The sequence below is a fragment of the Streptomyces spirodelae genome (assembly GCF_017676385.1).
Taxonomy (GTDB): domain Bacteria; phylum Actinomycetota; class Actinomycetes; order Streptomycetales; family Streptomycetaceae; genus Streptomyces; species Streptomyces spirodelae.
Genome location: NZ_JAFFZN010000004.1, coordinates 1 through 12,671 on the forward strand (window position 1 = coordinate 1; position 12,671 = coordinate 12,671).

12 protein-coding genes are annotated in these 12,671 nt (G+C 69.4%); 2 read left to right on the forward strand and 10 right to left on the reverse strand.

What is annotated here, in order from left to right; all coding sequences use genetic code 11:
- Positions 1–37 precede the first annotated feature (37 nt).
- The 8 genes from JW592_RS05915 to JW592_RS05950 form a co-directional block, all read right to left on the reverse strand.
- Positions 38–1,051 carry a serine hydrolase gene (locus JW592_RS05915; protein WP_209263828.1) on the reverse strand — a complete coding sequence of 338 codons (1,014 nt, stop codon included), beginning with the start codon at positions 1,049–1,051 and terminating at the stop codon, positions 38–40.
- Between the two features lie 442 nt (positions 1,052–1,493).
- On the reverse strand, positions 1,494–2,843 hold the full coding sequence (locus JW592_RS05920) for a cytochrome P450 (RefSeq protein WP_229375276.1): 1,350 nt from the start codon (positions 2,841–2,843) through the stop codon (positions 1,494–1,496).
- A 36-nt stretch (positions 2,844–2,879) separates the two neighbouring features.
- The gene (locus JW592_RS05925; protein ID WP_209263829.1) at positions 2,880–4,055 is read right to left on the reverse strand and encodes a selina-4(15),7(11)-diene synthase; all 1,176 of its coding nucleotides are present in this window, start codon (positions 4,053–4,055) and stop codon (positions 2,880–2,882) included.
- A gap of 268 nt (positions 4,056–4,323) precedes the next feature.
- On the reverse strand, positions 4,324–5,796 hold the full coding sequence (locus JW592_RS05930; RefSeq protein ID WP_307805319.1) for a cytochrome P450: 1,473 nt from the start codon (positions 5,794–5,796) through the stop codon (positions 4,324–4,326).
- Between the two features lie 80 nt (positions 5,797–5,876).
- Positions 5,877–6,497: a GTP-binding protein gene (locus tag JW592_RS05935; RefSeq protein WP_209263831.1), complete on the reverse strand. Its 621-nt coding sequence runs from the start codon at positions 6,495–6,497 to the stop codon at positions 5,877–5,879.
- Positions 6,478–6,825 carry a DUF742 domain-containing protein gene (locus tag JW592_RS05940; protein WP_209263832.1) on the reverse strand — a complete coding sequence of 116 codons (348 nt, stop codon included), beginning with the start codon at positions 6,823–6,825 and terminating at the stop codon, positions 6,478–6,480. Before JW592_RS05940 ends, JW592_RS05935 begins: the two co-directional genes overlap by 20 nt.
- Positions 6,822–7,226 carry a roadblock/LC7 domain-containing protein gene (locus tag JW592_RS05945; protein WP_209263833.1) on the reverse strand — a complete coding sequence of 135 codons (405 nt, stop codon included), beginning with the start codon at positions 7,224–7,226 and terminating at the stop codon, positions 6,822–6,824. The genes JW592_RS05940 and JW592_RS05945 overlap by 4 nt, the downstream gene beginning before the upstream one ends.
- 3 nt (positions 7,227–7,229) lie before the next feature.
- Complete coding sequence (locus JW592_RS05950) at positions 7,230–8,774, reverse strand: sensor histidine kinase (protein ID WP_209263834.1); 1,545 nt, start codon at positions 8,772–8,774, stop codon at positions 7,230–7,232.
- A 520-nt stretch (positions 8,775–9,294) separates the two neighbouring features.
- Here JW592_RS05950 and JW592_RS05955 point away from each other — a divergent pair.
- Together JW592_RS05955 and JW592_RS05960 are read left to right on the forward strand one after the other, a co-directional pair.
- Entirely contained in the window at positions 9,295–10,005 is a 711-nt protein-coding gene (locus JW592_RS05955; RefSeq protein ID WP_209263835.1) for an HNH endonuclease family protein, read from the forward strand.
- Positions 10,002–10,316 (forward strand): hypothetical protein, encoded by a 315-nt coding sequence (locus JW592_RS05960; RefSeq protein ID WP_209263836.1) that lies wholly within the window; start codon positions 10,002–10,004, stop codon positions 10,314–10,316. The genes JW592_RS05955 and JW592_RS05960 overlap by 4 nt, the downstream gene beginning before the upstream one ends.
- 68 nt (positions 10,317–10,384) lie before the next feature.
- Here JW592_RS05960 and JW592_RS05965 read toward each other — a convergent pair whose 3' ends face one another.
- Together JW592_RS05965 and ctaD are read right to left on the reverse strand one after the other, a co-directional pair.
- Entirely contained in the window at positions 10,385–10,834 is a 450-nt protein-coding gene (locus tag JW592_RS05965; RefSeq protein WP_209263837.1) for a hypothetical protein, read from the reverse strand.
- Positions 10,824–12,503: an aa3-type cytochrome oxidase subunit I gene (ctaD, locus tag JW592_RS05970; protein WP_307805320.1), complete on the reverse strand. Its 1,680-nt coding sequence runs from the start codon at positions 12,501–12,503 to the stop codon at positions 10,824–10,826. Before ctaD ends, JW592_RS05965 begins: the two co-directional genes overlap by 11 nt.
- Positions 12,504–12,671 lie beyond the last annotated feature (168 nt).

Genomic DNA, 12,671 nt, shown 5'->3' on the forward strand with positions numbered 1-12,671 from the left:
CCGGCATGGCATCCACCAGGGTGTCGACCCCTGTGAGTCAGTGGGTGCCGGTCGCGGCAAGTTCGCGGTGGATGGCACGGGAGGCGGCCTCCACGGTCTCGATACCGCGGTCCATCGTCTTGTTGTCCTGCGAGAGGACCGCGATGCCGTAGTCGTGGCCGCTACCCGTGAAGGCCCCGACGCTGTTGACGCGCCAGCCGTGCTCGGCGCGCGACAGCCAGCCGTTCTTCACATGCACGGTCGCGTCCTTCGGTGCCCCGGCGGGAGTGCCCCAGCGCTGACCGTCGTCGACCTTGTTCATCAGACGGAGCGCGTAGGCGCGGGACTTGGCGTCCAGTACCCGGTTGCGCGAGGTGAGCAGCTTCAGCAGCTTGACCTCGTCATGCGCCGTGATCTGGGTGAGGCCCCAGTAGCCGTGGCGGCCCGGCTCGGTGTCCCTCATACGGGCAAGGTCGAGGAAGTGCTGCACGCCGCCGCGTGAGACCTCGCGCCAGAGCGCGGTGGTGGAGTCGTTGTCGGACTTGGTGATCATGGCGGTTGCGCGTTTCTTCTCCACCGGAGTGAGCTTGCGGTGATGGTCCTCCTCGGCCTGCCGCAGCAGTGCGCCGAGCAGAGTGGCCTTCACCACGCTCGCCGAGTCGTACCGGGAGTGCGCACGGTAGGTGCACGAGGTGTCGGTCGAGCGGTCGTAGAGCGCGACCGCCGTGCTGCCGTGGCGCTCGCGCAGCGCCGTGGCCATCCTCCGGGACAACCGGTCGGCGAGACCGCCGTCGTCCGAGCTGCACGTCACCTGGGAGCCGCCGACCCTGGCGTGCGCGGTGGTGGCCGCGGCTCCGTCCGCCGCGGCAAGCGTCCCGGCGGTCGTTCCACCGGCCAGCACGGCGACCAGCAGGGCGAGCGCGCCCCACCTGCACAGGCGGCGTGCGCGGCCGCGCGGCCCGGCCGAGGCGTGCGGTATGCCGTCCCGCGGGCTGCCGAGATCGCCACGGCCGTCGGGAGTGCCGGAGCCGCCGCTCGGGTCGGTGTGCGTCAGACCTCTGCTCTTCCTCATGCGGGTCTCCCCGTTCGGTGCTTGGTCGTGGTCGCGACGGGCGTACTGAGTGGCATGCGAGTCGGGCACCGAGGAACCGGGGCGAGTGCGGTGCGACCGCGCCGGGAGATACCGCTGGGCGGCCGTACAGGCGCCGATGGCCCGGTGCCGGGTGCGGGCTCCGATGCGCGCACCTTCCATGGCGGGGGAGGGAGGGGGAACCCCGGTCGCGTTCCGTGAACGGCCCGCGGCTGTACGCGAGCGCCGTACCCCTGCCCGACGCGCGAGCTTACGCGGCGCGCGGCCGTTGCGGGAGCGGCGATCGCGTCGTTGTCGCGGGAAGAGACAATCCTCACGACCGGGCGGTCGGCTGGATGACGGAGACCTCGGAGTCGAGCACGCCGAGTAGCCGCCGGTGCCCACACGTCACGCGTCCGTGTGGGCACCGGCGGTGTTGCCCGGCTCAGGCCGTCGCAGCCCGTGGAACCGCCCGCATGGGCAGCCGGTCGGGGTGCGCGACCGCCGAGGCCACTTCCCGGACGGAGTGGCCGGGCAGCGGCTCCATCCGCCACCGGGCCAGCACGGTGGCCAGCGTGATGACGATCTCCGTCCAGGCGAAGCCGTCCCCGATGCACTTCCGGTTGCCGGCCCCGAAGGGGATGTAGCTCTCGCGCGGCCGGCCCTCGCTGCGCTCCGGCAGCCAGCGGTCCGGGTCGAACCGCTCGGGTGCCTCGTACAGCCGGGGATCGCGGTGCAGCGCGTAGAGACTGAACGCGATCTCGGTGCCGACCGGCAGCTCCACACCGCCGAGTTCGACGGGTGTGGCCACGCGGCGCATCAGCAGCGGGATCGAGTGCAGACGCGAGACCTCGCGCACTACTCGGTCGGTGTATTCCAGCTTGGGCAGATCCTCGAAGGTGACGGGACGGTCCCCCACCACGGTCCTGATCTCGTCCAGGAGACGGTTCTCGACCTCGGGATGGGCGGCCAGTTCGTGGAAGGCCCAGGCGAGGGTCGATGCCGTGGTCTCCGTGCCGGCGAAGAGGATGGCGACCAACTCGTCGCGCACCTCGCGGTCACTGAGAGCCTCTCCGGTATCGCTGTCACGGGCGGCGAGCAGGGTGGACAGCAGGTCTTCGCCCTCGGTTTCGTCGTGCTTCCGGTACGCGGCGATGACCTCGTCGATGACTTCGCGCAGCCGGACGGCCGCTCTGTCGAACTTCCGGTTGGCCGGGATCGGTAGCCGGTCCAGCAGCTTCGGCGTCACCGCGCGGAACATCGCGGTCTTCAGCAGCACCGGTACATCCCTGCGTACCGACTCCGCGGCGGCGGGAGTGATGTCTGTCGAGAACATGGTTTCGGCCAGCGTGCCGACCGAGAAATCGATCAGCTCCTCGTCGACGGCGACGGTCTGCCCCGGAGCCCAGGCATCGGTCATGGCCCGGGCTCGAGCGGCCATCACCCGGACGTACCCGGCAATCCGCTCCCGGTGGAAAGCCGGCTGCATCAACCGGCGGTGCGGCCGGTGGATGTGTGCCGGAGCGGTCGGCAGCGAGTCTCCGATCAGAATACGGGCCCGGACGAAGAACCTGCCCTTCTCCACGTGCCGGGCCTTGGTGACGAGAAGCTCGTGGGTGAGGTCGGCACTGGTGACGAAGTAGACGGGCAGAGTGCCGAGATGCACCCGGACCAGGTCACCGGCCGACCGCAGGGACTGCACGAAGTCGAGCGGCCGGCGCAGGAGGGGGACGACGTGGCCGATCAGCGGCAGTCGCCCGGGAGCCCGGGGTATCGCGCGCAACGCGGTGCTCAAAGGACGCTCCTCTTCCTCAGCCTCATGGCTGCTTGTTCAGGCGCGGGTCCGGCTGCGGTTTCCGACCGCGGCCAGCCGGTCGGTGACCGGGAGGCGGGGGAGTCCCGTCCCGGTGCCGACTTCGGCGGGCTGGGCGCTCTGGGCGAGGACGGGCGCCGGTTCGTCGGGCACGGCGTCCCACCACCAGGCGACAGCCGGGATGCCGAGCGGCTCGGTGCTGTCGTCGGTGGGGGTGTCCCGGAACGTGGTGGGCAGGTCGGCTGGGTCTTCCGGGGTGGTGTACCGGTGCGAGGAGATGCCCCAGTCCTGTGCTGCGCGGATGAAGGAGCCGAGGCTTTCGAGGTACTGGCGCAGTTGGGGGCTGCCGGAGGCGTTCAGCCCGGCGCACATCCGCAGGAAGAGGCACATGACGCGGTCACGTTGGGCGACGGCGGTGTCCAGGGCGTCTTCCGGCGCCAGTCCGTGGTGGTGTTCGAGCACGCGCAGTACGTTGAGGTAGTACTGCTGCCCTCGGGATTCCTTGTGGTGCGAAAAGAGGTCATTGTCCCATGTGATGACGAAATAGGCCATCTCGGCGGCGGCCCGCACGGGGGTGCTGTCCCGCTCGTGCGGCTGGAGTTCGTAGCCGTACCCCATCTCCAGCAGTGGCATGACAACGGAGGTGGCGCCGTCGTACAGCCGCATCAGGGTGTAGTCGTTGAGGCCGGGCACGGTGCCCTCATTGCGGTGCGACGCCTCCCACACCACCGAGAGGAAGTACTCGCGCAGCGCGTCCACCCAGCGCGCCACTTGACCGGGGGTCGCTCGCTGGTCCATACGGCGACGCAGGTCCCGCAGCCCGGCGGCCAGCGAGTCCTCGGTGAGCATGGACACTTCGGGGTTCTGGGCTATGCGCAGCAGCCGGGAGAGTTCGGGGACGAGCTGTTTGGGGTCGGTTCCGAGTTCTCCCTCCTCGCAGTGACCGTCGTCGACGCCGAAGAGCCAGAGGACGAAGTCGGCGAGGAGCGAGATTACTTCCTCGTCACCGCCGGGGAGGATGCGGGCGGCAAAGGTGCCGATGTCGTGTCCGATCAGTTTCTCGCGGAGTTCGGGAGAGCCGATACGGAAGTTCCGGGCCCAGTCTGCGGTCTGCTGGTTGATCAGCTGGTGCCGGGGATGTATAGCGGGGGAAATCGGAGAATAGACGGGTGGGATGAGCACACCGTGTTCCACTGTCGATCACCTCAGTCGTCCTGCGGCCCAAGCCGCTTCGTGCCCGAACTCACGAGAAGTCCCCAGCGGCACACCGGTTGACGCTGGCGGCGCTGGGCATGACGGCAAGCACTCATGCCACGACCCGCCCCCCGGGGGGGCGGGTCGGTAAGCGGCAGGGAGTGGTTGGCGTGGTGTGACCCCTCTCCCGCTCATATGTATCCACTTCAACAACAGGCTATTCGCGTAACAGCAGTCCCATAGGACCTGGACCCTCGGGAGGCCGCTGCTACCGGCCGTTTCTCACACGTCGCCGCACCGTCGCCCACCGTGAGGCGCGGTTCGGCTTGTCCGGAGGTTGGGCACCCGCGACCGTTCCGGTCGGGCCGGTGGACACCGACAGCCGTTTCTGGTGAGGCGTGTCCGTATGAGGCTGGGACACCGGGGGCGGCAGCGGCTGCCGGGTGGCCGGCCCGTTCTCACCCGCCTTGGGCCGCCCCGCCCGGCGGGGCGGGGTGAACGATGTGGGCAGCGAGACCAGCCGCTGGGACATCAGGGCGTTGTCCCGGCGCAGCTCCTCTTTCGGGACGGTCAGCCGGATGTCCGGCAGCCGGGAGAGCAGCGTATCGATGCCGGTGTCCGCGATCGCGCGGCCCAGGTCCCGGCCCGGGCACTCGTGCGGTCCGGCGGCGAAGGCCAGATGGGAGCGGTTGCCGTGCAGGGGAACCGACAGGTTGGGCCGGACGGCCGGGTCCCGGTTACCGGCGGCGAGCCCGAGGACGAGCAGGTCGCCGGTCTTGATCTGCCGTCCCGCCAGCTGTGTGTCGCCCGTGGCCCAGCGGCCGATGGTCGTCGTCTGCGGCGGCTCGTCCCACAGGACCTGCTCCAGCGCGTCGGGCAGTGTCGTGTGCCCGCCTGCCAGAGTTGCCCGGAACCTGCGGTCGGTCAGCAGCAGCCGCAGGGTGTTGGCGATCAGGTTCACCGTCGGCTCGTTGGCTGCGACCAGCGTCAGCCGCAGGTGCTCCCGCACCTCCTCGTCGGTCAGTCGGGCCGGATGCTCGATGAGTTTGGAACCCACATCGTGCCCTGGGCTCACCCGCTTGCGGTCCACCAGCCGCTGAAGTGTCTCGGTGATGAAGTTGTTGCTCTCGACGGCGGTCTCGGTGCCCTTGATCAAGTCCTTGGCTGCCTGGACCAGTCGGGGTCCGTACTCCTCCTCCATGCCGAACAGCTGTGTGACGACGCGCAGCGGAAGCTGCTCGGCGAACTGCTCGACCAGGTCCGCGTGTCCTGCGTCCTCGAACTCGTCGATGAGCTGATGGGTGAAGCGGATGACATAGCGGCGGATGCCGCGCGACTCGAAGCGGGACAGGCTGTCGGTGAGCGCCTGGCGCAGCCGCCGGTGCTCCACCCCGTCCGCGAACACGCACAGCGGCTGCCACATGGTCACCGGAGCCAGAGGATGGTCCGGACCGATCCGGCCCTCCCGCATGGCGCGCCAGTGACGCGAATCGCGGGAGAACAGCGACGGTGTGCGTGCCACTTCGAGGATCTCGCGGTGGCCGAGCACCAGCCACGCGCGTACGTCCCCCGGCAGCAGCACGGGGGCGACCGGGCCGTGTTCGGCGCGCAGCTTCTCGTACAGTGCCATGGGGTCGGCCTCGGCCTCGGGGCCGAACAGCCGGCGCAGCTCGGCGCTGCCGCCGCCTGCTCCACCGGAGTGCGCGGGGCAGCCCGGCGGCGGGGAGAGGGCCGCGCCCACCGGCTCGCCGCCCGGTGACGGGGGCGGAGACGCTGCCTGCGGCCCGGTCGGCTCGTCCGGCGAATGAGGGGGTTGCGCGTTCACATCGCCTCCGATGGCTTGGCGAGGGAGTACAGGTACCGCATCAGAGCCAGCAGGACGTCCTTGCTGGACTCCCGGCTGCGCGCGTCGCACACCAGGAGCGGTACGTCGTTGGTCAGGTCCAGCGCCTCGCGCAGCTCGTCGTCGGAGTAGGAGGGCGCCTCGTCGAACGCGTTGACGGCCACGACGAACGGCGTCTGCGACTCCTCCAGCCGGCCGAGCACGTCGAAGCTCGCCTCCAGACGCCGGGTGTCCACCAGTACCACGGCGCCCAACGCGCCCTCGAACAGGCCGTTCCACAGGAACCAGAAGCGCTGCTGACCCGGCGTGCCGAAGACGTACAGCACCAGTTCGTCGTTGAGGCTGATCCGGCCGAAGTCCATGGCAACGGTCGTCATGTTCTTGCGCTCGACGCCGGCGAGGTCGTCGACGCTGACGCTCGCCTGCGTCATCGTCTCCTCGGTCGTCAGCGGCCGGATCTCACTGACCGAGCGGACCAGGGTCGTCTTGCCCACGCCGAAGCCGCCCACGATGACGATCTTGACAGCAGAGGTGGCCGACGAGGGCAGCGCGTCCTCGGTCCGAGGCCCCGCCACCGTCTCAGAGGTTCTGGAGACCATGGATCACCGCCTTGATGATGTCGATGTCGGGAAGAGACGGGGCAGGCGCCCTGGCTTCCACATGTTCTTCGGCCAAGAGATCCGCGAGCAGGACCGTGACGATGCTCACCGGGAGTTCCAGGTGTGCCGAGATCTCGACCACGGACAGCGGGGACTCGCACACCCGCAGGATGGATTCGTGCTCCGGCTGCATGCCGATCCTGGGCGGGGTCCGGGCCACGATCAGCGTGACCAGGTCCAAACCGGCGTCCTCGGACCCGCTGCGCCCGCCCGTAAGGATGTAAAGCCGCTCCGGGGTGCCCTCGTCCCATTCCTCATCCGCCGTCATCGCGCCAGCCGGTCGCCACGTGGCGGGCTGGTGAGGTGGGCGCCGATACGGGCGACGAGATCCCGCATCTGCTGCCCCACCAGGCCCATGTCGACGCCTTCGTCGACCAGCACGACCAGATGCGCTCCCTCACCTGCCGCCATCAGGTGGAGGAAGCCGCCGTCCACTTCGATGACGACCATCCGCATCCGGCCACTGCTGTGCGGGAATTCCTGGGCGGCCGCCCCGGCCAGGCTCTGGAGGCCCGCTCCGATCGCTGCCAGCCGGTCGGACGTGTCCTCCTCCTGAGGGCACTGGGCCATGCACAAGCCGTCCGAGGACAGGAGGACGACATGGCGAGTCTGCGGGACGCTCTCCGCCAAGTCCTTAAGCATCCAGTCCATGTCGGGCTGCCGAACCATCGCTTACTCACCTTCATTCGACGTCGTGTCGCTGTGTCCCTGGGCGGCAGCCGCTGCCGATCGCTTGCCGGACAGACCTTCTTGAAAAGCACCCATCCACATCCCGGGCGCGGGATCCTCCGGTGCTGCCGCCTCCCGCTGTTCCCGCTCCGGCGCGGGGGTGCCGGTCGCCGGGCGGCTGCCGGACCGGCCGCGGCGGCTACGGCGTTGGGGCAACCCGCTGGCCGTGCGCTCGACGACCTGTGGCGTCTCCTCTTCCTCGTCCATCCGCTCCTGCTCCCCGGGGCCGGCGGTCGGCGGCGCGAGTTTCCCGGCCGGTGCCGCGGATGGTGCGGTCCGGTCGCGGTCGGAGGGGCGCTGCCCGGAGGTGGCGCCGATACCGTGGGCGCGCCCGCTCGCGGGCGCGGTGGTGATCAGATCGTGCGGGACGACGAGAACCGCGCGCACGCCCCCGTAGGCGGAGGGCGCCAGCGACACCTGGAAGTCGTACTCCTGGGCCAGGCGCCCCACCACGGTCAGGCCCAGCCGCGGCGCCTCCCCGAGGTCGTTCAGGTCGATGCCCTCGCGGGCGGTCTTGAGCATGTGCTCGGCCCGCTCCCTGGCCTCCTCGCTCAGCCCGAACCCGCCGTCCTCGATCTCGATGGCGATGCCCGCGTGCACCTCGCTCGCCGTCAGATGGACCCGGGTCTGCGGCGGCGAGTAGGTGGTGGCGTTGTCCAGCAGCTCCGCCAGCGCGTGGATCAGCGGCTCCACGGCACGGCCCACGACGGCGACTTCCGCGACCGAGTGCAGCGATACCCGCTGGTAGTCGGCGATCCGCGACATGGCGCCGCGCAGCACGCTGTAGATCGGTACGGCCCGGCTCCACTGCCGGCCCGGACGCGCACCGCCGAGTACCGCGATGGTGTCGGCGAGCCGGCTGATCAGGGCGTTGCTGTGGTCCAGCCGCAGCAGGTCGGCGAAGAACTCGCCGCTACCGCCGTGACGTTCCTCCATCTCCCGCAGGTCGGTGGCCTGCCGGTGCACGATCGCCTGGACGCGGCGGGCGATGTTGACGACACCGCGCTGCGCGGAGTCACGCAGGGACTCCTCGGCGCGCACCGCCTCGACCACCGAGCGCAGCAACTCGTGGTGGGCCGCCTCGAACTCGGCTCCGAGCCCCGACTCAGGGCCGGTAGCCGCCAGGGAGCGCACCACTTCCTCGGCGAACTCGCCCCGGCGCAGCCGCTCCACCGCCTCGGGCAGCCGCTCCTTGGCCAGCTGCACGGTCGCCGCCTCCTGCTGCCGCAGGTGGTACTGGAGCAGCTGCTGCTGCTCCGCGTACTGGGCCCGCACCTGGGCCAGAGCGCGGTTCCTGCGGAACAGTTCGCCCGCAGTGAGTGCGACGGCGGCCGTGCCCAGAGCTCCGCAGCCGATGACTGCGGCACGGGCGTCCCCGGGGACCTGGACGGCCGCGACGGTCGTGGCGAGGGCCATGGCGAGGGTGGGCAGCCACCACAACAGTTGGGCGGACCGTTGACCTCCGGGCGACGATCCCGTGGGCATCATCAGCGTCCTCAAATCGTTCGACAGACTGAGCAAAGGGGCGATGTGTGGAGCAACGAGTCCACCTCCGGTCCTGCGCGACGGGTCTCACCCCGTCTCTCCGGGGCCCCGCAGCAGGACACGATGTGACCGGGGAACTCGGTGAGACTCCGTCATGCCGAGGCTGGGCTGATGCAGCATAACCAGAAACGATCAACGCCTAACAAGCGAGGCACCGTTGGGCTCGTGAGCTGCACAGAGGATGGGGTGCCGAACCGGATGGGGTGTGGCTTGCGCCCGGTGTTCCGGTGAACACAGTGTGAGAAATAGCACCTCTGCGGGGGAAGTTGTCCCGCACGGCGGAACGGGAGGGGGAGGCTTCGCCTGCGCCGTCCCGGCGCCGTCCCGGCACCGTCCCTTCGGGGCCCTTCGGGGGTCCCGGCGTGAGGCCCTTCGTGGGTCCCTGCGTATGGGACCCGGTTCTGCGCGGGTTAGTCTCCGCAGGAGAGCCGTCGAACGGGAACGGTGAGGATGCGGGAGGGTCATGAGGCGTCTGCCGAGGTGGGGTAGGGGAGCGGCGCTTCTGGTCGTGCTCGTGGTCGCCGGCTGCTCGCCGGAGGGCGAGGACAGTGCGCCGCCCGCGGAGGACAAGCCACCCGCCTCCAGCCCGGCCGGCGGCGACCGGGTGGCCGGTGAGAAGGGCCTGCCGGGCGTGCCGTCAGCGAGGAAGGCCCGACATCAGCTGTCCGAACTGAAAGTGGCGCCGCACGGTTCGATGTCCGGTTACAGCCGGGCCGGATTCCCGCACTGGAGCGCGCAGGGCGACCGCTGCGACACCCGCGAGAAGGTCCTTTCCCGCTCCGGCACGGACGTCGAGCGCGACGCGGAGTGCCGGGCCGTCTCCGGCCGCTGGACCAGCCTCTACGACGGCGAGAAGGTCACCGACGCCTCGGAGCTGGACATCGACCACATGGTCCCGCTGGCCAACGCCTGGCGCTCGGGAGCCGACGCCTGGCCGCAGAACAAGCGCGAGGCGTTCGCCAACGACCTGACTCACCCTCAGCTGCTGGCCGTGACCGCCTCCACCAACCGGACCAAGGGCGACCAGGGGCCGGAGGAGTGGCAGCCGCCGGCCAAATCCTCCTGGTGCACCTACGCGCGGGCCTGGACCGCGGTGAAAGCCACCTACGAGCTGACGGCCACCCGGGCCGAGAAGAAAGAGCTCGGCGACATGCTGGACACCTGCGACCGATGACGGGCCGCGGCACGCAACCCGACAGCGGCCGCGGGTCCGGCCGCGGCCCGGACCGGTACGAGGACCGGGTCCAGGCCGGGCCGGGCGGCGTGATGACCGACGAGGTGGGCGTCATCACCGGCGAGGTGACTGTCGTGACCCGCTCGGCGCCCGGTGGACGCGGGGCGATCGACGTCCAGTACACCGGCGCTGAGGAGTGGTACACCCTCACCGGCAGCCCCGTACCTCTCCCGCCCGGCGGACTGGCCGCTCTGCACACCCAGGTGGTCGACCTGCTGCGGAGGGGCGGCGCCGCCCGGACTCCGCGCTGAGCCGGACCGGCACGCGCTTCAGCGCAGGACGGCGGCGATCCCGGAGGTCGCACCGGGACGGTCCAGGGTCACACCAGTGCGGTGAGGGTGAGCAGGCACAGGGCGAAGGTGAGGACGCTGATGAGCACGCTGACCGTCACACACATGCGGCGCCGCAGAATGGCGTAGGCGGCGTGAAGCTCCGCTGTGCGCTCTTCGAGAGCGGTCTCGACCAGCCCGTGTGTCCGCCGGGCGAGGGCTCGGCGCTCGCGTACGTAGAGGCGGATGATCTGCTCGCGCTGTGCGGACGTCAGCCACGGCAGTTCGGCCGTGAAACAGGCGGCGTCCTGCTGGGCGTTGTGTGTCTCGGTCTGCCGGAGGAGGTAGCGCTCCAGCTCCGCGACTCCACGTGCGGCCTCGCCGGCCGTGTCGGTCCGGTCGGTCCCGTCGGTGCTGCGGGGCCGGTCGCTCTCGACGGAGCGGCTCGGCGGTTGCGGGCCGGGCGACGGCTTCTGTCCGCCCTTGCGCTCACTGTTCACCCTGCCTCCCCTCCTGTCCTCCCCAAGGGCCGGCCACTCCTTCTCCGGCTTCGACGACGTCGCGGCGATCGATGTTCTCGATCTGGTCGATCTCCGAGGTCTCGGGATGGTGGAGGTCGAAGGCGGGGGACTCGGAACGGATTCTGGGCAGGGCGAGGAAATTGTGCCGGGGCGGAGGGCAGGAGGTGGCCCATTCCAACGAGCGGCCGAAGCCCCACGGGTCGTCGACGGTGACCTTCTCGCCGTACTTCGTGGTCTTCCAGACATTGTAGAGGAACGGGAAGGTGGACAGCCCCAGGAGGAAGGCGCCGATGCTGGAGACGGTGTTGAGAGCGGTGAAGCCGTCGGCGGCCAGATAGTCGGCGTATCTGCGAGGCATGCCTTCGGCGCCGAGCCAGTGCTGGACCAGGAACGTGGTGTGGAATCCGACGAACAGGGTCCAGAAGTGGATTTTGCCGAGGCGTTCGTCGAGCATGCGGCCGGTGAATTTCGGCCACCAGAAGTGGAAACCGCCGAACATCGCGAACACCACCGTCCCGAACAGGACGTAGTGGAAGTGGGCCACGACGAAGTAGCTGTCCGTGACGTGGAAGTCGAGCGGGGGCGAGGCCAGGAGAACGCCGGTCAGTCCGCCGAACAAGAAGGTGACCAGAAACCCGACGGCCCACAGCATCGGGGTCTCGAAGGAGAGCGAACTCTTCCACATGGTGCCGATCCAGTTGAAGAACTTCACCCCGGTGGGCACCGCGATCAGGAAGGACATGAAGGAGAAGAAGGGCAGCAGGACTGCGCCGGTGGGGAACATGTGGTGCGCCCAGACGGTGACCGAGAGCCCGGCGATGGCGATGGTGGCACCGATGAGTCCGACATAGCCGAAGATCGGCTTGCGGGCGAAGACGGGGATGATCTCGGTGATCACGCCGAAGAAGGGCAGGGCGACGATATAGACCTCGGGATGGCCGAAGAACCAGAAGAGGTGCTGCCACAGCAGCGGGCCGCCGTTGGCGGCGTCGTAGATGTGGGCGCCGAACTTCCGGTCGGCCTCGAGCGCGAAGAGCGAGGCCGCGAGCACAGGGAAGGCCATGATGACCAGCACGCTGGTCAGCAGCACATTCCAGCTGAAGATGGGCATGCGGAACATCGTCATTCCGGGCGCCCGCATGCACACGATGGTGGCCATGAAATTGACCGCTCCGAGGATGGTGCCGAAGCCCGACATGGCGAGCCCCATCACCCACAGATCGCCGCCCAGGCCGGGCGATCTGACCTCGGCCGACAGCGGCGTGTAGGCGAACCAGCCGAAGTCCGCCGCGCCCTGAGGGGTGAGGAATCCCGCCACGGCGATGAGCGAGCCGAACAGGAACAGCCAGTACGAGAGCATGTTCAGCCGCGGAAAGGCCACGTCCGGTGAGCCGATCTGCAACGGCATGATCGCGTTGGCGAAACCGGCGAACAGCGGGGTGGCGAACATCAGCATCATGATCGTGCCGTGCATGGTGAACGCCTGGTTGTACTGCTCGTTCGACAGCAGTTGCAGACCGGGCCGGGCCAGCTCGATCCGCATGCCGAGCGCGAGCAGGCCGCCGAGCAGAAAGAAGACGAAGGCCGTGCTCATGTACAGGGAGCCGATCTTCTTGTGATCGGTGGTGCTCATCCAGGCCACGACGATCGATCCCCGTGCGTGTCCGGCTCTGCCCGTCTTCCCGGACGACTCCTCGCCCGCGGGCCGATCAGTGGTTACCGCCACCCCGATGTCCTTTCCGCTGTCCGGCTGTCACGCAGCCGCCACCTGACGAAGCACAACTGCACCAGAGCCGACGGCGAAGAAAGCGCAGCA